The following is a 20,404-nucleotide window of genomic DNA, read 5'->3' on the forward strand; positions in this document are numbered from 1 at the left end:
TACACAAATGATATTTACAGGTCAAAGTCATCAAAGTCATCACTGGATACGGAAGAATCAACCTGACCAACTAAATAACTTGATATTTCCGTTTCTTGCGGTGCAACTTGAACGTTATCACTAACAAGATAAGCATTCATCCACGGTAATGGATTACTTTTTATATTAAATGGCATATCGTAACCAATTGCAGCTAATCGTTGGTTACTTATATATTCAATATACTGATCCAATATTTGTGCATTCAAACCAATCATTGAACCATCTTTAAATAAATATTGCGCCCATTCTTTTTCTTGTTCAACAACATCTAAAAAGATCTGTAAACCTTCATTTTTTAATTCATGTGCAATTTCTTTCATCTCTGGATCATCTTTTCCAGAAAACCAGTTATTTAATATATGCTGAGTGCCTGTTAAATGTAATGCTTCATCACGAGCAATGAGCTTAATGATTTTTGCATTACCTTCTAAAAGTTCACGCTCAGCAAATGCAAAAGAACAGGCAAAACTTACGTAAAAGCGAATTGCTTCGAGGGCGTTAACGGAACATATCGCTAAAAATAATCGTTCTTTAAGCTTACGCATACTAACTTCGTATGGCTTACCTTCAACGTCGTAGCTCCCTTCACCTTGCGCTTGCATAAGTTGCGTGGTCAAAATAACATCGTCGAAATATTTTGCGATACTTGTTGCTCGCTTAAGTATTGCTGGATTAACAACAATATCATCGAACACTTCACTAGGGTCGGTGAATAAGTTACGTAATATGTGCGTGTAAGAGCGAGAGTGAATAGTTTCACTAAAGGCCCAGGTTTCTATCCAAGTCTCTAATTCAGGTAACGAAACAATTGGCAATAATACGGCATTGACAGAGCGGGCAGCAACACTATCTAGTAGTGTTTGATACTTCAAATTAGAAATGAAAATATGCTTTTCTGAGTCGGTTAACCCTTGCCAATCAGCACGATCTTTTGAAACATCAATTTCTTCAGGGCGCCAAAAGAAAGAAAGTTGCTTTTCTATAAGCTTTTCAAAGGCAGAAAATTTTTGCTGATCATAGCGTGCAACATTAACACTGTTTCCAAGAAACATTGGCTCTAGCAATGGGTTATTGGGAACTTGGTTAAAGGTACTATAGGTCATTTATCGCTCCTTGAAGCAGCTTTTAGCATTGTTAGTCGTAAACTGCTTCGTTAAATTCTTCTGAAAAATTTAAATTATCATGTGCCACGATAATGGTGGCAACTGCGTCTTATATTTTACAAGCACCGCCTTCGCAGTCTTCGTCTGCTGCTTCAACTTGACCATCGGCAGCTCCATCTCTTGTATTGTGGTAATAAAGCGTTTTTACGCCTAGTTTATACGCAGTCAGCATATCTTTAATGATTTGTTTTACTGGTACTTTACCACCTTCATATTTTGCCGGATCATAATTGGTATTTGCAGAAATAGTTTGATCGATGAACTTCTGCATTATGCCAACAAGTTGAAGGTAGCCGTCGTTATTTGGAATGTTCCAAAGCAACTCATAGTTATCTTTAAGCGTGGCAAACTCAGGCACTACTTGTTTCAAAATACCATCTTTACTAGCTTTAATACTGATCAAACCGCGCGGTGGTTCAATACCATTTGTAGCATTTGATATTTGTGAAGAAGTCTCTGAAGGCATTAATGCCGATAATGTTGAGTTTCTCACACCATGTTGTTTAATGTTTTCGCGTAATGTTTCCCAATCTAAATGGAGTGGCTCAGCGGTAATATTATCGATTTCTTTTTTGTAAGTATCGACAGGTAAAATACCTTGGGCTAAACGTGTCTCGTTAAACTTGGGGCATGCGCCTTGCTCTTGTGCCAGCTTATTAGAAGCTTGCAACAGGTAATATTGGATAGCTTCAAAAGTGCGGTGTGTTAAGTTATTTGCACTACCGTTTGAGTAATACACACCGTTTTTCGCAAGGTAATATGCATAGTTAATTACACCGATACCCAGCGTTCTTCGTCCCATGGTCGCATTGTATGCAGCAGGTACAGGATAATCTTGATAATCTAATAAGCTATCTAAAGCTCTTACTGCAAGCTCTGCGAGCTCTTCTAGTTCGTCTAAGCTCTCAATGGCACCCAAATTAAAAGCTGATAACGTACAAAGTGCTATTTCACCGTCTGGATCATTAATCTCTTTTAATGGTTTTGTTGGTAATGCAATTTCTAAACACAAATTACTTTGACGAATAGGTGCTTGGCTTGGATCAAATGGGCTGTGAGTATTACAGTGATCAACGTTTTGTAAGTATATACGGCCAGTACTTGCACGTTCCTGAGCAAATAAACTAAACAATTCGATTGCTTGAATACGTTTTTTACGGATTGTTTCATCAGCTTCATATTTTACATAAAGCGCTTCAAACTCATCTTGATCTTCAAAGAACGCATCGTATAAACCAGGCACATCGCTCGGGCTGAATAAAGTTATATATTCACCTTTGATCAGGCGTTGATACATTAGTTTATTAAATTGAACACCATAATCTAAGTGACGAACGCGGTTCTCATCGACACCACGGTTATTTTTTAATACCAGTAAACTTTCTACTTCTAAATGCCACAGTGGATAGAATAGCGTCGCAGCACCACCTCGCACACCACCTTGAGAACAACTTTTAACAGCTGTTTGGAAGTGTTTGTAAAATGGAATACAACCGGTATGGAACGCTTCACCGTTTCTTATTGCACTGCCTAATGCGCGAATTTTACCCGCGTTAATACCAATGCCGGCGCGTTGTGAAACGTATTTTACAATAGCACTTGAAGAAGCATTGATTGAATCTAAACTATCATCACACTCGATAAGTACACATGATGAAAACTGACGAGTAGGGGTGCGAACACCTGCCATAATGGGAGTTGGTAATGAAATTTTGAACATCGAAATCGCGTTATAGAAACCTTCGATGTAACTTAGTCTTGTCTCAGCGGGATATTTTGCGAATAAACAAGCTGCAACTAGTACATATAGAAATTGTGCGCTTTCATAGATTTCACCCGTTACACGGTTTTGAACTAAGTATTTACCTTCAAGTTGCTTTACCGCGGCATAGCTAAAGTTCATATCGCGACGATGGTCAATGAATTGTTCCATCGCTTCAAATTCTGCGGCGGTGTAATCGGCAAGAATATGCTGATCGTAACGACCCGATTCAACTAATTTTACAACATGATCGTAAAGTTTCGGTGGCTCAAATTGACCATAGGCTTTCTTACGGAGGTGAAATATCGCTAGTCGAGCAGCTAAATATTGATAATCTGGAGATTCTTCAGAAATTAAATCAGCAGCAGACTTGATTATGGTTTCATGAATATCCTCAGTTTTTATACCATCGTAAAACTGTATATGAGACTTTAATTCGACTTGAGAAACAGAGACATTTTCTAAATCTTCTGCGGCCCAGGCAATTACCTGATGAATCTTCTCTAAATCGATGGGTTCTTTCTTACCGTTGCGCTTGGTGACAAAAAGGTTGTTGTTCATGAAAAACCTGTATATGTGTTTTGTTTTTTTAATTTTGTAGATTGTTTGTTCACCCTAGTGTCTCGAAAAAACTCAATACACAATATCTAGGGGGTGAATACTTAACTGATCACAAGATAATGAGGTTTGACCTTCATTGCAAGCATAAAAAAAACCATAAATTTACCATGGAAATATTGACAAATTCTTTTGTTAGTAACAACTAACTTAGTAAGAGTAATTGATTTGCTTGATTGTAAAAGGCAATCATTATTTTTGTTTTTTTTTAGCTAATAGATTTATTTTAGGTTTTATAGTTATCTCTATATTACATTTAGTAATATAGAGATATTAGTCTTTAAAATACAATAAGTTATATTATTTGCTTTAATCTTAAACAGGTTGGTTGTTATATAATCGATAAGATTTCAATAGGAGATTGATTGATGAAGTCTGCTTGCCAATCTTTTGTGTTATCTTGTGATTTAATGTATCCCCATTGTGCAACGACAGTCGTCATATTTGCAGCATTACCAGCCTGAATGTCACGCAGCGCATCGCCAACATATAAACAATCTTCAGGTGCAACGGCTAACTGCTTTGCAGCGTGCTGTAATGGTAAAGGGTGTGGCTTTCTCTCAGCTAAGCTATCTCCACCAACCATTACTTTACAGTGATCAAATTCTGAAAAATTAGGCAGTAGCATTGTTGTTAAGTATTCCGGTTTATTGGTTACGATACCCCACGGAATACTTTGCTCATTAAGAGATTGCAACATTTCTTTCACTTCAGGATACAAGCAGGTTTCTCGCGCAATATTCGCTTCATAGTATCCGAGAAACATTTGACGTAACGCTTGAAAGTCGAATTGTGACAGTTTTTCACCAAACCCTAAATTCAATAAACCTTGTGCTCCATCAGACGCTATAGGTCTATATGTTGAACGTTCAATGGATGGCAGTTCGTGTTGTGCTAACACATGGTTTAATGCTGCACCTAAGTCATTTGCAGTATCTAGTAGGGTACCATCTAAATCGAAAAGCACACCTTTGAATGATTCGTTCTTCATGCCAGTTCCTTTTGACAACACAGAATATAATTTACGTCGAGAGAGTTGATTAATTTATGATTTTCAGTAATTGGGTTGTAATGAATACCGGCAGCATCGATACATTTCAAGCCATTTTCTTCTGCCCAGCCAATTAACGTTGAGGGACGAATAAATTTATCATGCTCATGTGTTCCTTCTGGGACTATTTTTAAAAGCTTTTCGGCTGCTAAAATTGCTAAAAGGTAAGCTTTTGTTGTTTTGTTTAATGTTGAAAAAAATACAAAACCACCTGGCTTAACCAGTTGGGCACAAGCGGCTATAACTGAAGCCGGATCTGGCACATGTTCGAGCATTTCCATGCAAGTAACAATGTCATATTGTGCGATATTATTTGCTGCATGTTGCTCGGCAGTACTTTTTATGTATTGTACGTTAACGCCTGATTCTAGCGCATGAAGCTTGGCAACATTTAATGGTTCTTCTCCCATGTCTATTCCTGTTACTTCTGCTCCTAACTTAGCAAGGCTTTCTGCTAAAATACCGCCACCGCAACCAACATCGATAATTTTCTTACTATAAATATCTTGTGCATGTTGAATGATAAATTGACGTCTCACGGGGTTTATTTGATGTAAAGGTTTAAAGTCACCTTCGAGATCCCACCAAAATTGCGCTACTTTTTCGAATTTAGCAATTTCATCTTCATTTACATTTACAGCATTGGTCATAGTATCGATTTCTTATCCATGTTAGGCGGCCTATTTTAAACTAATCTACATTAAATCGGCAGTAAAAATTAATGTCGTTAGTTGACGTAGTTGAACGTCATCTATAATTTAGTACATATGTATAATAAAAAGGTGATGAGATGAAATCATTAACGGAACAACTTTCTACGTATAAAAGTGTACATTTAAACCATAAAAATATTTGGACACACTTTATTGGCATCCCACTTATTATTTGGGCTGTTGCACTTATGATCTCATCACTTGGTTTTACCGTCACGTTAACTGAGCTCACTTTCCATGTAAACCTTATGATGGTGATATCACTGGTGATCTTATGTTATTACATTATACTCTCACCACAACTTGCAGTATTGGCATTGCTATTATTTGGCCCATTGATTTATAGCGCATTAATGTTGTCTTCTATTGATAATAAATGGCTAGTTGCTTTAGCTGCGTTTACTGTTGGTTGGATATTTCAATTTATTGGTCATGGCTTTGAAAAAGCAAAGCCTGCTTTTATCGATGATTTAAATCAATTATTAATTGGTCCATTATTTCTTTTAGCTGAGCTTTATTTTGCTTGTGGAGGGCTAGCGCAGTTAAATAAGAAAGTAACAGAGCAAGCGTTAGTAAAAAGAACGCAATTTGAAGAAAAGAGGGCCAGTAGTTAATGTTAAACGCTAGCGCTGTTTAAATATTAAACCGCGTTGGTTAAGCGAAAATACCGTTTTACGGTAATGGTTAAATTATAGTCAGAAGAAAATTTTGAGATCAGTATATTTTTCAGAAAGTTAACTTAATTCTCATTCAATTAAAATAATCACTTGAAATACGGCGTTAACCAGAGCAAAATGTCAGGTTATATGGCCGTATACTGTCCGCTAATTACTAGCGAATAACTATCGCCTTTATAAAATAATAATTTCCAAAAATACATTTAGGGATACTGTCAATTTATGACCGATCTGGCAAAAGAATTACTTCCAGTCAATATCGAGGATGAGCTTAAAAGTTCTTACTTAGATTACGCTATGAGCGTTATCGTAGGGCGTGCACTTCCGGATGTTAGAGATGGTTTGAAACCCGTGCATCGACGCGTACTTTATGCGATGAATGTATTGGGCAATGACTTCAACAAGCCTTATAAAAAATCAGCACGTGTGGTTGGTGATGTAATCGGTAAATATCACCCACATGGTGATACCGCTGTTTATGATACTATCGTACGTATGGCTCAACCATTTTCATTGCGTTATATGCTAGTGGATGGCCAAGGAAACTTCGGTTCCGTTGATGGTGACTCCGCAGCAGCGATGCGTTATACGGAAATCCGTATGGCGAAAATTTCGCACACTATATTAGCTGATTTAGATAAAGAAACGGTTGATTTTGTACCTAACTATGATGGTACGGAAATTATTCCAGCCGTTATGCCTACTCGCATACCCAATTTATTGGTAAATGGTACATCCGGTATCGCCGTTGGTATGGCGACAAATATTCCGCCGCACAATCTTACAGAAGTTATTAATGGTTGCTTAGCATTAATAGAAAATGAAGAGATTACCATCGATGAATTGATCGAATATATTCCAGGGCCAGATTTCCCTACTGCCGGTATTATTAGTGGTCGTGCAGGTATTGTAGAAGCATATAAAACAGGCCGTGGTAAAATTAATATTCGTGCCCGTGCTGAAATCGAAGTAGACGAAAAGTCGGGTAAAGAAACAATTGTTGTACATGAGCTACCTTATCAAGTAAACAAAGCACGTTTAATTGAAAAGATGGCTGAGCTGGTTAAAGAAAAACGTTTAGAAGGTATTTCAGCCTTACGTGATGAGTCAGATAAAGACGGCATGCGTATGGTTATTGAAGTTAAACGTGGCGAAGTAGGTGAGGTTGTATTAAATAACTTATACAAACTTACGCAAATGCAAGTCTCGTTTGGTTTAAACATGGTTGCATTAATCGATGGACAACCAAAACTCTTTAACATTAAAGAGATGCTAGAAGCGTTTGTACTTCATCGAAGAGAGGTTGTTACTCGTCGTACGATTTTCGAATTGAGAAAAGCTCGTGAACGCGCGCATATCTTAGAAGGCCTTTCCATTGCCTTAGCGAATATTGATGAAATTATTGAGCTAATTAAAACCTCTCCTTCAAGAAAAGAAGCTGAAGAGAAGCTAATGTCTAAAGGTTGGGCATTAGGTAACGTTGGTGAATTACTTGCTCGAGCAGGTACCGATGCGGCTCGTCCTGAATGGTTAGAAGACGAATTTGGTATTAGAGATAACCAATACTTTTTAACTGATCAACAAGCTCAAGCAATTCTAGATCTTCGTCTACATAAGTTAACGGGCTTAGAGCACGATAAGATTCTAAGTGAGTACAAAGAGTTATTAGACTTAATTGCAGAATTGTTGCACATTTTAGAAAATCCATCACGTTTGATGGAAGTGATAAAAGAAGAACTTGAAGTTATCCGTAATGATTTCGGTGATGAGCGAAGAACTGAAATTACTAATGCTTCGCATGACTTGTCATTAGAAGATTTGATTAATGAAGAAGATGTCGTTGTAACCTTGTCTAGCGAAGGTTATGTGAAATACCAGGCATTAACTGATTATCAAGCACAACGTCGTGGTGGTAAGGGTAAATCAGCAACGAAGATGAAAGATGAAGACTTCATTGAACGATTACTTGTTGCTAATACTCACGATACTATTTTGTGTTTCTCTAACCGCGGTAAATTGTACTGGTTGAAAGTTTATCAATTGCCACTGGCAAGTCGCACTGCACGTGGTCGTCCAATTGTGAACTTATTACCACTTGAAAACGATGAGCGAATTACTGCAATTTTACCTGTGCGTGAATACGAAGAAGGTAAATATATCGTGATGGCTACGGCTTCAGGTACCGTGAAGAAAACACCTTTAACTGCTTACTCAAATCAGCGTGCAAACGGTATTATTGCCTTAAACTTGCGTGATGATGACACATTAATTGGTGTGGATATTACAGACGGCACAAACGATATCATGCTGTTCTCTGATGAAGGTAAGGTTGTTCGCTTTAATGAACTTGCACGTGATAGTGAAACTGGTGAAGTTAAAATGGATCCAGAGTCAGGTGAACCAATGCAAGCCTTAAGAGCAATGGGGCGCACGGCAACAGGTGTACGAGGTATTAAGCTAGAAGGTGATCAACGTGTTGTTTCACTTATTGTACCTAAGAATGATGGTCCGGTGTTAACGATCACAGAGAATGGTTATGGTAAACGTACTGACTTGAACGAGTACCCAGCTAAAAGTAGGGCAACCAAAGGTGTTGTCTCAATTAAGGTAAGTGAACGTAATGGTAAAGTTGTTGGTGCGGTTCAAGTAGAAGACGCCGATGAAATTATGTTGATTACCAACAATGGTACGCTGGTTAGAACACGCGTTAATGAAGTGAGTGTGATCGGCCGTAATACTCAAGGTGTTCGTATTATTAGAACAACAGACGAAGAGCAAGTTGTTGCTCTGCAACGTATTGACGAAGTTGAAGATGTTGAAATGCTTATTGAAGGTTCCGATGAGGAAGCTGAAAAAGCAGAATCAACATCAGAAAGTTCACCAGATCCTGATACAGAGCAAAGCTCTGAAAGTCTCGAAAAAGGTGATGACGAATAATCACCGCTAAAAAAGCGTAGTAATAGGCGGTTATATAACCGCCTATTTTTTTGATAAATTTTTAATATAAGGTAATTAACAGCATGTCAGTGGTCTACAACTTTTGTGCCGGACCAGCAATGTTACCAACCAAGGTAATGAGTAAAGCACAACAAGAATTTATTAATTGGCAAAATACAGGGTGCTCTGTCATGGAGCTGAGCCATCGTAGTAAAGAATTCATGGCTTTGGCTGCTAAAGCTGAAGCTGATTTACGACAACTGATGAATATTCCTGTTAATTACCGAGTGTTGTTTTGTCATGGTGGAGGACGCGGTCAATTTTCAGCGATCCCGCTGAATTTACTGCCAGAAAATGGTCATGCTGAGTATATAGTCTCTGGTTCATGGTCTAAAGCTGCAGCGAAGGAAGCGCAGAACTTTGGTAATATCCGCCAGCAAAATGTTGTTGACGAACTTAATGGCCGAAAAGTTGTTAAACCCTTTGAGCAATGGCAAGTGTCACCTGATGCTGCATATCTACATTACTGTCCGAATGAAACTGTTGATGGAATCGAAATGTTTGATATCCCTAAATTTGGCGATGTGCCTATTGTGGCAGATATGTCATCAACAATTTTATCGCATGATATCGACGTTAATAAATTTGCGCTTATTTATGCGGGTGCGCAAAAAAATATTGGTCCATCTGGTTTAACTATTGTTATTGTCAGAGAAGATTTACTTGGTAATGCACGTATTAATACTCCTTGTATTTTGAACTACACCACATCAGCCGAAAATGACTCTATGTATAATACGCCACCAACATATGCGTGGTATCTTGCGGGCTTAGTTTTTGAGTGGTTAAAAAGTGTCGGTGGTGTTTCAGCAATTGAAAATGTTAATAAACGTAAAGCTAAGCTTATTTATGACTACGTTGATAACAGCACTTTTTACAAGAATACGATAGATCCCGAGTTTAGAAGTCGAATGAATGTTCCCTTTTGGTTAGCAGATGAGTCGTTAAATGATAAATTTTTATCAGAAGCTAAAGAGCAAGGTTTGGTAGCGCTTAAAGGTCACCGTTTAGTTGGGGGCATGCGTGCCAGTATTTATAATGCAATGCCGATCGAAGGTGTTGAGAAATTAATTGAATTTATGCAATCGTTTGAAGAGAGGAATCAATAAGTGGAGCAATTAACGATAGAACCCATCGGTAAAATACATGGCGAGGTGTTCTTGCCAGGTTCAAAAAGCTTATCTAATCGTGCTTTGTTAATTGCTGCATTGGCAGACGGTGAAACAAAAATAACTAACTTACTGGTAAGTGATGACATTAAACATATGCTTAACGCACTTTCCTTATTAGGTGTCAATTATACGTTAAGTGGTTGTGGCACAGAATGTACGATTGTTGGTAACGGTGGCTTTTTTAATACGAATGAACCCGTTGAGTTATACCTCGGGAATGCTGGAACGGCAATGCGACCGCTTTGTGCAGCGTTGGCAGCAAGCAACGGAGAATTCGTTTTGACGGGTGAACCGCGAATGAAGGAAAGACCTATAGGCCATTTAGTGGATGCATTGTCACAGCTAAATGCTGATATAGAGTATTTAGAAAGTAAGGATTATCCACCCGTAAAAATTAAGGGTAAAGCACTAACAGGTGATATCGTAAAAATAGATGGCTCAATTTCTAGCCAGTTTTTAACGGCAATCCTGATGATAGCGCCTTTATTAAATACTGATACGACTATTATTATTGAAGGTGAACTTGTCTCTAAACCATATATTGATATAACCCTTGATATTATGCGTAGGTTTGGCGTTGATGTTCAAAATAATGATTACCAATCATTTACCATTACAGGCAAGCAACGTTATTCCGCTGTAGAAAAGTATATGGTTGAAGGCGATGCGTCGTCAGCATCATACTTTTTAGCGGCCGGCGCAATAAAAGGTGGTGAAGTTACAGTTCACGGTGTTGGTAAATTGAGTGTACAAGGTGATAAGCATTTTGCGGATGTACTTGAAAAAATGGGGGCAGAAGTCATTTGGCATGATGAATCTATAACTGTCAAAGGTAAGCCACTTTTTGCGGTTGATATGGATATGAATCATATTCCGGATGCTGCGATGACGATTGCTACTACTGCGTTATTTGCACAAGGTGTTACAACGATTCGTAACATTTACAACTGGCGCGTAAAAGAAACAGATCGTTTAGTTGCTATGGCAACGGAATTGAAAAAAGTGGGTGCAGAGGTTATTGAGGGGGAGGACTACATTAGCATTACTCCGCCCAGTGTATTAAAGCATGCGGAAATAGATACCTATAATGATCATCGTGTAGCGATGTGTTTTTCTCTTGTTGCATTGAGCGATACACCAGTGACTATTAACGATCCTAAATGTACCGCTAAAACATTCCCTGATTACTTTACGAAATTAGCAGAAGTCTCTTGTTAAGGTCGTTGAGTTTTTCCATTACTTTATCAAGTTAAATTTACTAATAAATGCAGGCCCTTTGCTCGCCGTATCGAGCCTGCATAATACTTTGTTTTTTCAAAGTGCATAATGTTGAACGATTTTTACAAACATGTTGTCTATAAAGCGATAAAATAATTTATTAAATTTTTACGCGATTTTAAGAATTAAATCTCGTATAATTTCGCCGATTTTCGACATTAGGAGAAAAATGTATGCAGGAAAACATTCCAGTGATCACAATAGATGGCCCTAGTGGTGCTGGTAAAGGTACTGCTGCACGATTAGTCGCAGAACAGTTAGGATGGCACCTTTTAGATAGTGGCGCTATTTACCGTGTTTTAGCTGTTGCGACGCAATATCATCATTTAGATGTAAGTGATGAAGAAGCCCTTATTCCGATAGCAGCGCATTTAGATGTACAGTTTACTATCAGCAGTGAAGGTAAGAGTAAGGTAATCCTTGAAGGCGAAGACGTTACCGATACTATTCGCACAGAAGAAATTGGTGCGCTAGCGTCTAAAGTCGCAGCGTTTCCAAGAGTACGTGAAGCATTGTTAAGAAGACAAAGAGCATTTCGCGTTAGTCCAGGCCTTGTTGCAGATGGCCGTGATATGGGGACAGTTGTGTTTATCGATGCCCCTGTAAAAGTTTTTTTAACAGCGAGCGCTGAAGAACGTGCACATCGTAGATATAATCAGTTGAAAGACAAGGGCTATGATGTTAAAATCGGGCGCCTTTTGGATGACATACGTCAGCGTGATGAGCGAGATAAGAACCGCTCAATTGCACCGCTTGTGTCAGCAGAGGGTGCGTTAGTTATTGATTCTACTGAGCTTTCTATAGAGCAGGTGGTCGATAAAATTCTTTCATTTACCAATGAAAAGCTAACGCAATCATCAGAACTTTAATCGTAAGTTTTGACGAGGTTGCCAAAAGTAAGGAAGCTTTAGGCGTTTTTAATAACCCCATGACACACGAATGTGGATTGGATAAATCATAGAGTTCATATACCTATTATGACTGAAAATTTTGCACAACTTTTTGAAGAAAGTTTAAAAGAAATCGAAACACGCCCAGGTTCTATTATCAAAGGAACTGTGGTAGCTATCAACAAAGATAACGTTCTAGTTGATGCTGGTTTAAAATCTGAATCTGTAATTTCAATCGACCAATTTAAAAACACCGCTGGTGAAGTTGAAATTAATGTTGGCGATGAAGTTGATGTTGCATTAGATGCAACTGATGATGGTTTCGGTGAAACGATACTTTCTCGTGAAAAAGCAAAACGTCACGAAGCTTGGCAAGTTCTTGAAAAAGCTTACGAAGAAAAAGAAACTGTTATCGGTGTTATCAACGGTAAAGTTAAAGGTGGTTTCACGGTTGAAGTTAGCAACATTCGTGCTTTCTTACCGGGTTCATTAGTTGATGTTCGCCCTGTTCGCGACACTGCTCACCTTGAAGGTAAAGATTTAGAATTTAAAGTTATTAAGCTTGATCAAAAGCGTAATAACGTTGTTGTTTCTCGTCGTGCTGTTATTGAATCAGAAAGCAGCGTAGAACGTGATGCACTACTAGAGTCTCTTGCTGAAGGTATCGAAGTAAAAGGTATCGTTAAGAACCTTACAGATTACGGTGCATTCGTAGACTTAGGCGGCATCGACGGTCTTCTACACATCACTGACATGGCTTGGAAGCGCGTTAAGCACCCAAGTGAAATTGTAAACGTTGGTGACGAGATCCAAGTTAAAGTATTGAAGTTCGATCGTGAGCGTACACGTGTTTCACTTGGTATGAAACAGTTAGGCGAAGATCCATGGGTAGCTATTGCTAACCGTTACCCAGAAGGTTCTAAGCTTTCTGGTCGCGTTACAAACTTAACAGACTATGGTTGTTTCGTTGAGATCCAAGAAGGCGTTGAAGGTTTAGTTCACGTTTCTGAAATGGATTGGACAAACAAAAACATCCACCCATCTAAAGTTGTTAACTTAGGTGATACTGTTGAAGTAATGGTATTAGAAATTGACGAAGAACGTCGTCGTATTTCTCTTGGCCTTAAGCAATGTGTTCCAAATCCTTGGGAAGAATTTGCTAAGAACTTCAGCAAAGGCGATAAAGTATCTGGTAAGATCAAGTCAATTACTGACTTTGGTATCTTTATCGGTCTTGACGGCGGTATCGATGGTCTTGTTCACTTATCTGATATCTCATGGAATGGCGGTGATGAAGCTGTTCGTGAATACAAGAAAGGTGATGAAATCTCAGCTGTTGTACTTCAAGTTGACCCAGAGCGCGAGCGTATTTCACTAGGCGTTAAGCAAACTGAAGACGATCCTTTCAATATGTATCTGACAGATAACAAAAAAGGTGCTATTGTAAAAGGTAAAGTAGTTGAAGTTGACGCAAAAGGTGCTAAAGTTGAATTAGCGGAAGGCGTTGAAGGTTACTTACGCGTTTCTGATATTTCACGTGATCGCATTGAAGATGCAACAACTGAATTATCTGTTGGTGACGATGTTGAAACTAAGTTTATGGGTGTTGATCGTAAGAACCGCACTATTAGCTTATCTATCAAAGCGAAAGACCAAGCAGACGAGCGTGAAGCTATGGATAGCTTAAACCAATCAGATGATACTGGTTTAAGTGCAATGGCTGAAGCGTTTAAAAACGCTAAGAGCTAATTTTAACCGGTAGTATGGAGAGTCACATCTCCATACTTTTACCATTGTCGTGATGTAGGATGAACACTGGAGGGTCGAATGACCAAATCAGAACTCATTGAAAGATTAGCTGATAAACTTAATCATTTGTCAGCAAAAGATGTCGAACAAGCTATTAAAGAAATTCTTGAAATGATGGCGCAAACTTTATCTAAAGGTGACCGTATCGAAATTCGAGGGTTTGGTAGTTTTTCGTTACATTACCGAGCACCACGCGTTGGTAGGAACCCAAAAACTGGTGAGTCTGTTGACTTGGCTGGTAAATATGTTCCTCACTTTAAACCCGGTAAAGAATTACGCGAACGTGTTAATGAATCATTAGCATAACAGCAAAAAATTGTAGAAACGGCATGCATTAGCATGCCGTTTTTGTTTTAATGTAAAAAATAGTTAGATGGGGTTACGACCTGTGCGTTTATATATAACGTTAATTTTGATTGTTATTCTTTTACTTGTAGCATTTATTTTTGGCAGTCAAAATAATCAAGAACTTACCTTAAACTACTTAATTGCTAAACAAGAGATGACAGTGGCATCTGCTGTAAGTTTATTTACAACGATAGGCTTTTTATTAGGTATTTTATTTTCTTTACTCTGGAAATTTTCCGCGGCAATAAGAAAGCGTCGTAAACAACCGCTACAAGCAAAGTAAGGTTATAACTCACTAATGTTGGAACTCTTATTCCTTTTATTACCTGTTGCAATGGGCTATGGCTGGTTCATGGGGCGTAACAGTGTAAAACAAAGTCAACATACTGCAAAACAAGATCTGTCTATAAAATATTCTACGGGATTAAACTACTTACTCTCGAATCAACAAGATAAAGCCATTGAATATCTGTTAGAAACCTTAGCATTAGAGGATGATACCGTTGAAGCACATTTTGCTATGGCAAACTTGTTTCGCAAGCGTGGTGAATTAGATCGTGCGTTGAAAGTCCATGAACACTTAGTTAGACAAAAACATTTACCGACAAAAGCTAAACAACAGGCGGCTTATGAGCTTGGTAAAGATTTTCTCAGTGCAGGTTTATATGATAGAGCTGAGTCCATGTTCCATGGGTTATTAAAATCCAAAGGGTTTGGTTTAAAGTCACTTAATTATTTATTGCAAATCTACCAATCGACAAATGACTGGCAGCAAGGTATTGCGCTTAAAAAAGTCATCGTTAAATCAAAAGATAAGAAGTTATTACATGTACTTGCAAATTTCTATTGTGAGTTAGCCACAATCGCTTTAGAAAATGATCAGTTTATTGATGTGATAGAGTTACTAGAAGAAGCGTTAAAACATGATGAAAACTCTTGTCGTGCCAATTGGTTACTTGCTCAAGTATATGAAAATCATCAGCAGTATAATGAAGCTTGCCAATGTTATAAAAGTATCTATGGTCAAGACAGTGAGTTTTTTCCCGATGTTATTGATAATATGGAACACTGCTTTGCGGAGCAAGGTGAGTTAGATAACTTTTATAGTTTTATTAAAAAAGTTTACGACGAAACAGGTTCAAGTAGTGCGTTGATCAAATATCTTTCATTTATTGAACAAAAGCATAGTAATAAAAAAGCACAAGAGTTTTTATTAACAGCGCTAAAGCGTAGGCCGACGATAAAAGGGTTTAAGCATTTTATTAAAATGCAAATGCAAGATAAGTCGACTGAAAGTGATACAGAGTCGTTAGATATGATCAAGCAGCTAATTTCTGCTTATCTTAATGTAAAGCAACGATATAACTGTCGTACATGTGGCTTTAATAGCAGTACGCATTACTGGTCATGTCCATCCTGCCATGATTGGGAACAGCTAAAACCTGTGCGGGGCCTAGAAGGCGAATAATTTCAACTTTCTTTATTAAATTGAACTTTATCTGCATCAATGGTGCTCATTTATAGTTATAAACTGCGCGCCATTTCTTTGCTAAATTCCCATTTAATTTTGAAAGTTAGCAATTATTTTCTCCACAATTTTATTATTTTGCCCTTTAAAGCTATTTTTTTAATTAATGCTTTTACGGTAAAATACGATGTAAGTTTACTTAAAGGAACATTCTATGAGTAATGCAAAAGTAGTGGTTGCATTAGATTTTAATAATCAGGCTGATGCGTTAGCGTTTGTAGACAGTATTGACCCCGCAACGTGTCGACTAAAAGTAGGTAAAGAAATGTTTACCTACTTTGGACCTGAGTTTGTAAAAACACTGGTCGATAAAGGGTTTGATGTATTCTTAGATCTTAAATTTCATGATATCCCAAATACCGTAGCAAAAGCTGTTGCTGCAGCAGCCGAGTTAGGAGTATGGATGGTAAATGTTCACACTTCTGGGGGGCTTGCTATGATGCAGAAAGCCAAAGAAGCGCTTGAACCTTATGGCGATAAAGCGCCATTACTTATTGGTGTTACGGTATTAACAAGTATGAGTCAAGATGATTTGACGAGCCTTGGCATTAATAAAACGCCAGCTGAACAAGTACAATTTCTTGCAGGGCTTGCAAAAAAAGCAGGGCTTGATGGTGTAGTTTGTTCTGCTCAAGAGGCTAAATTACTTAAAGAAACACTTGGTAAAGAGTTTGCGCTAGTGACTCCTGGCATTAGGCCCAAAGGTGCTGATAGTGATGATCAACAACGTATTGTTACGCCTGAACAGGCAGTGGCAGACGGTGTTGACTATTTGGTTATTGGAAGACCTATTACTAAAGCCGCTCAACCAGCTCAGGTATTAAAAACAATTAACTTATCAATAGCTAACTAGCCAATAAAAGTTAAAAGGCGTTTAAACGCCTTTTAACTTAAACAGTTACGCTGACTCTATTTCACGTAATACGTTAAAATCATGTTTTTCTAGTAACTTAACGAGCTTAATTAACGGTAAACCGATTAATGAATTTGGGTCGTCGCCTTCTAGCTTTTCAAACAAACATATACCTAAGCCTTCGCTTTTAAAACTGCCTGCGCAATTAAGTGGCATTTCAGCATTTACATAACGTTCTATGTCTTGTTTATGTAATTCTTTAAAATGCACATGAAACGGTTCTACAGTTGATTCAATGCGCTGTGTGTCATTGTCGTAAACACAAAGACCAGTGAAAAATGTAACACATTTACCACTAAATCCCATTAACTGTTTTACTGCGTTTTCAACAGTGTGTGGCTTACCGAGGATTTGATCGTCACACAAGGCGACTTGATCTGAGCCAATAATTAATGCGTTACTATGTTTGCTTGCAACGGCTTGTGCTTTCTTTATCGCGAGGCGTTCAACGAGTGCTAATGCTGTTTCATTTGGTAAAGGTGTTTCGTCGATATTTGGCTTGTCGCATTGAAATGGAATATGCAACTTTTCTAGAATTTCTCTTCGAAAGGGTGAAGTTGATCCTAATACTATTTTTTTCATTAAAATGACTCAAAAATTAATCGGTTTCTGCTAATATGAGGGCAATAAAGAGATTTTAAATCAAATTCGCTAATTTTCTTTTGACACAGGACTTGAACGGCTATATCATGCGCGCCTTATGCAGAATCTGAAACTTCCGGTAACGATAGATCCATTTAAAAGTGCACAACGTAGGTTAGTGTGCGAAGGGTTCTTTGAATCATCGGAAATGAATAGATTGTTGGCTGCTTGTGAAAGCTGCAGCGAACAAATATATGTTAGTGTTGCCTTTGGGGTGGATGAACTTGGCTTGATAACTATATCAGGTAAAGGGTCGGTTCCAGCTACATTAACATGTCAGCGGTGTACTGATTCTTTAGAATCGATTTTACCAATCGATTTTGTTTTCAGTCCGGTGAAAAATCAGGAAGCTGCTGACGATTTGCCGTCATATTATGACGCAATTGAATTAGATGAAAATGGTGAAGTGAACCTGCGTGAGTTAGTAGAAGACGAGTTAATACTCTCTATTCCTCTAATTCCAAGGCATGAACTTGAACAATGTCAGTCACCCGCTGATAGTGTTTGGGGAGAATTGCCTGAAGAGCACGAGAAGCCGAACCCATTTGATGTTTTAAAAAAACTTAAGTAATTAATCGATTTTAGGAGTTAGGCAATGGCAGTTCAAAAGAGCAAAAAGTCTCGTTCAAGACGTGGCATGCGCCGTTCACATGACGCATTAACAGCTGAAAACTTATCAGTAGACCCAGTATCAGGTGAAACACACCGTCGTCATCACGTTACCGCTGATGGCTTTTATAAAGGTGTTAAAGTAGTCGCTAAATAGCGGATACTACATTGAGCGATCTAACCATCGCAATCGATGTTATGGGGGGCGATCAAGGCCCCCTTGTAACATTGCCCGCAGCAATGCTAGCCATTGACAAATCACCTACACTTAGGTTGATTTTATGTGGTGACAAGTCAATTATATCTAATTTTCTTCAAGAACATCATCAGCAAAATAATCCTAGGCTCACTGTCCATCATACGACAGACATAGTAACTATGGATGAAAAGCCCAGCTCTGCATTAAGAACCAAAAAAGACTCCTCAATGCGCAAAGCAATTGACTTCGTACATTCAGGTCAAGCAAATGCTTGTGTGAGTGCCGGCAATACAGGTGCATTGTTTACCATTGCACACTTTGTATTAAAAACACTACCGACAGTTGAAAGACCAGCGCTTATCTCTGCATTACCAACACATTATGATAATAAACATGTGTTTATGCTGGACTTAGGGGCTAATGTATTTTGTGACTCTTCTGTTTTGTATCAATTTGGTGCCATGGGTACTGTTATGGCTGAAGAAGTTGATGATATTGAAAAGCCACGGGTTGCATTATTGAACATGGGGGTTGAAGAAATAAAGGGTAGTGATCATATAAAAATGGCCGCCACCTTGCTTAGCGAAAATCCTAATATCAATTATGTAGGCTTTATTGAAGGAAATGATATTTTTAACAATAAAGCAGATGTTATTGTGTGTGATGGTTTTGTTGGTAATGTTGCTCTTAAAACTTGTGAAGGTGTTGCTAGGTTAGTTTATGAGAAACTAAAAAGTGTACTGTCTCAGCACATTTTTGCGCGATTATTAGGTCGAATTTTCGCCCCTACCTTAAAAAAACTCTTTAAAGCTATGAACCCCGACCAGTATAACGGCGCAAGTTTGATAGGATTGCGCGGCATTGTCATTAAAAGCCATGGCAATGCTGGTATCACTGCTTTTACGAATGCCATTTTTGAAGCTGTTAAAGAAACGGAGCGTCAAGTTCCTGAAAAAATAACAAAAAGACTTGAGCCTAGCGTAATTGATACCCATTAATAATAAACAGATTCAATCTTAATTGGTTTTGTCACCATATAGATTATATAGGTAATACAATGCAAAAAAATTTAGCGTTCATTTTTCCCGGTCAAGGTTCACAAGCCATAGGCATGTTAAGTGACTTTGTAGAGAATGAAGTGGTACAGCAAACATTCCAAGAAGCATCTCAAGCGTTAGGTTATGACGTATGGCAGTTGGTTAATGAAGGACCTGCTGAAAAGTTAAATCAAACCAATTATACGCAACCAGCACTATTAACTGCGAGTGTTGCATTATGGCGTTTGTGGCAAAGCCAATCTACCGTAATGCCAGCTGTTTTAGCAGGGCATAGTTTAGGTGAATATTCTGCGTTAGTTTGTGCGGATGTCATTTCGTTAACAGATGCTGTTAAGTTAGTTGAGAAACGCGGCGAATTTATGCAAGCATCTGTGCCGGAAGGTGTTGGTGCAATGTACGCCATTATTGGTTTAGCAGACGATAAAATTATAGAAGCGTGTCAACAAGCTGCGCAGGGTCAAGTTGTCTCAGCTGTTAATTTCAATTCACCTGGTCAGGTCGTTATCGCCGGAAATAAGGAAGCTGTAGAACGTGCGGGAGCCTTGTGTAAGGAACTCGGTGCAAAACGAGCTTTACCTTTACCCGTTAGTGTTCCATCGCATTGTGCATTGATGAAAGGTGCAGCAGATAAACTTGCCGAGCAATTGGAATCTACTACGTTTAATACACCTAAAATATCGGTCGTTAATAATGTAGATGTAGCCATTGAAACTGATGTAGAGGCTATTAAAACAGCATTGATTAAGCAGCTTTATAGCCCTGTAAGATGGACAGAAACCATTGAGAAAATCTCGCAAGATGGTATTGAGTGCGCATTAGAAATAGGGCCTGGTAAAGTGTTACAAGGGCTTGTAAAGAGAATTAGTAAAACAATTTCTTGTGCTTCTGTGAATGACAACGCTTCATTAGAGCAAGCAAATAACTTATTACAATAG

Annotated in this window: 19 protein-coding genes; 14 read left to right on the forward strand and 5 right to left on the reverse strand. The window is 38.3% G+C overall.

Annotation, left to right across the window (positions count from 1 at the left end; all coding sequences use genetic code 11):
• Nucleotides 1–14 precede the first annotated feature (14 nt).
• The 4 genes from nrdB to ubiG form a co-directional block, all read right to left on the reverse strand.
• The gene (gene nrdB / locus QUE09_RS08210) at nt 15–1,145 is read right to left on the reverse strand and encodes a class Ia ribonucleoside-diphosphate reductase subunit beta (RefSeq protein WP_286235712.1); all 1,131 of its coding nucleotides are present in this window, start codon (nt 1,143–1,145) and stop codon (nt 15–17) included.
• Between the two features lie 109 nt (nt 1,146–1,254).
• Nucleotides 1,255–3,528 carry a class 1a ribonucleoside-diphosphate reductase subunit alpha gene (gene nrdA / locus QUE09_RS08215; protein ID WP_286235713.1) on the reverse strand — a complete coding sequence of 758 codons (2,274 nt, stop codon included), beginning with the start codon at nt 3,526–3,528 and terminating at the stop codon, nt 1,255–1,257.
• Nucleotides 3,529–3,916: 388 nt separating this feature from the next.
• Nucleotides 3,917–4,576, reverse strand: a complete 660-nt coding sequence (gene gph / locus QUE09_RS08220; protein ID WP_286235714.1) for a phosphoglycolate phosphatase — start codon at nt 4,574–4,576, stop codon at nt 3,917–3,919.
• Nucleotides 4,573–5,286: a bifunctional 2-polyprenyl-6-hydroxyphenol methylase/3-demethylubiquinol 3-O-methyltransferase UbiG gene (ubiG, locus tag QUE09_RS08225; protein ID WP_286235715.1), complete on the reverse strand. Its 714-nt coding sequence runs from the start codon at nt 5,284–5,286 to the stop codon at nt 4,573–4,575. The genes gph and ubiG overlap by 4 nt, the downstream gene beginning before the upstream one ends.
• A 140-nt stretch (nt 5,287–5,426) precedes the next feature.
• On the opposite strand from ubiG, the gene QUE09_RS08230 reads away from it, so the two are divergent.
• The 10 genes from QUE09_RS08230 (at nt 5,427) to pyrF (ending at nt 16,901) form a co-directional block, all read left to right on the forward strand.
• On the forward strand, nt 5,427–5,963 hold the full coding sequence (locus QUE09_RS08230) for an Mpo1 family 2-hydroxy fatty acid dioxygenase (protein WP_286235716.1): 537 nt from the start codon (nt 5,427–5,429) through the stop codon (nt 5,961–5,963).
• Between the two features lie 285 nt (nt 5,964–6,248).
• A complete protein-coding gene (gene gyrA, locus QUE09_RS08235) occupies nt 6,249–8,963 on the forward strand; it encodes a DNA topoisomerase (ATP-hydrolyzing) subunit A (RefSeq protein WP_286235717.1) in 2,715 nt (904 codons plus the stop codon).
• Nucleotides 8,964–9,046: 83 nt separating this feature from the next.
• Nucleotides 9,047–10,132: a 3-phosphoserine/phosphohydroxythreonine transaminase gene (gene serC / locus QUE09_RS08240; protein WP_286235718.1), complete on the forward strand. Its 1,086-nt coding sequence runs from the start codon at nt 9,047–9,049 to the stop codon at nt 10,130–10,132.
• Entirely contained in the window at nt 10,133–11,413 is a 1,281-nt protein-coding gene (aroA, locus tag QUE09_RS08245) for a 3-phosphoshikimate 1-carboxyvinyltransferase (protein ID WP_286235719.1), read from the forward strand. It begins immediately after the preceding gene.
• Between the two features lie 233 nt (nt 11,414–11,646).
• On the forward strand, nt 11,647–12,342 hold the full coding sequence (cmk, locus tag QUE09_RS08250) for a (d)CMP kinase (protein WP_286235720.1): 696 nt from the start codon (nt 11,647–11,649) through the stop codon (nt 12,340–12,342).
• Between the two features lie 108 nt (nt 12,343–12,450).
• Nucleotides 12,451–14,112 (forward strand): 30S ribosomal protein S1, encoded by a 1,662-nt coding sequence (rpsA, locus tag QUE09_RS08255; RefSeq protein ID WP_286235721.1) that lies wholly within the window; start codon nt 12,451–12,453, stop codon nt 14,110–14,112.
• A gap of 78 nt (nt 14,113–14,190) precedes the next feature.
• Nucleotides 14,191–14,478: an integration host factor subunit beta gene (ihfB, locus tag QUE09_RS08260; protein ID WP_286235722.1), complete on the forward strand. Its 288-nt coding sequence runs from the start codon at nt 14,191–14,193 to the stop codon at nt 14,476–14,478.
• Nucleotides 14,479–14,560: 82 nt separating this feature from the next.
• On the forward strand, nt 14,561–14,803 hold the full coding sequence (locus QUE09_RS08265; RefSeq protein WP_286235723.1) for a lipopolysaccharide assembly protein LapA domain-containing protein: 243 nt from the start codon (nt 14,561–14,563) through the stop codon (nt 14,801–14,803).
• 15 nt (nt 14,804–14,818) lie between these two features.
• Complete coding sequence (gene lapB, locus QUE09_RS08270) at nt 14,819–15,988, forward strand: lipopolysaccharide assembly protein LapB (RefSeq protein WP_286235724.1); 1,170 nt, start codon at nt 14,819–14,821, stop codon at nt 15,986–15,988.
• 214 nt (nt 15,989–16,202) lie between these two features.
• A complete protein-coding gene (pyrF, locus tag QUE09_RS08275; protein WP_286235725.1) occupies nt 16,203–16,901 on the forward strand; it encodes an orotidine-5'-phosphate decarboxylase in 699 nt (232 codons plus the stop codon).
• 45 nt (nt 16,902–16,946) lie between these two features.
• Here pyrF and QUE09_RS08280 read toward each other — a convergent pair whose 3' ends face one another.
• Nucleotides 16,947–17,543 carry a Maf family protein gene (locus QUE09_RS08280; protein WP_286235726.1) on the reverse strand — a complete coding sequence of 199 codons (597 nt, stop codon included), beginning with the start codon at nt 17,541–17,543 and terminating at the stop codon, nt 16,947–16,949.
• Nucleotides 17,544–17,661: 118 nt separating this feature from the next.
• On the opposite strand from QUE09_RS08280, the gene yceD reads away from it, so the two are divergent.
• From yceD to fabD, 4 genes are read left to right on the forward strand one after another with little or no spacing between them, the layout of a single operon-like run.
• Nucleotides 17,662–18,174, forward strand: a complete 513-nt coding sequence (gene yceD, locus QUE09_RS08285) for a 23S rRNA accumulation protein YceD (protein WP_286235727.1) — start codon at nt 17,662–17,664, stop codon at nt 18,172–18,174.
• A 24-nt stretch (nt 18,175–18,198) separates the two neighbouring features.
• Nucleotides 18,199–18,369, forward strand: coding sequence for a 50S ribosomal protein L32 (rpmF, locus tag QUE09_RS08290; protein ID WP_074499314.1), 171 nt, complete (start codon nt 18,199–18,201; stop codon nt 18,367–18,369).
• Between the two features lie 41 nt (nt 18,370–18,410).
• Nucleotides 18,411–19,409 (forward strand): phosphate acyltransferase PlsX, encoded by a 999-nt coding sequence (gene plsX, locus QUE09_RS08295; RefSeq protein ID WP_434017535.1) that lies wholly within the window; start codon nt 18,411–18,413, stop codon nt 19,407–19,409.
• Nucleotides 19,410–19,468: 59 nt separating this feature from the next.
• Entirely contained in the window at nt 19,469–20,404 is a 936-nt protein-coding gene (gene fabD, locus QUE09_RS08300) for an ACP S-malonyltransferase (protein WP_286235729.1), read from the forward strand.

Source organism: Thalassotalea sediminis, assembly GCF_030295915.1.
GTDB lineage: Bacteria > Pseudomonadota > Gammaproteobacteria > Enterobacterales > Alteromonadaceae > Thalassotalea_C > Thalassotalea_C sediminis.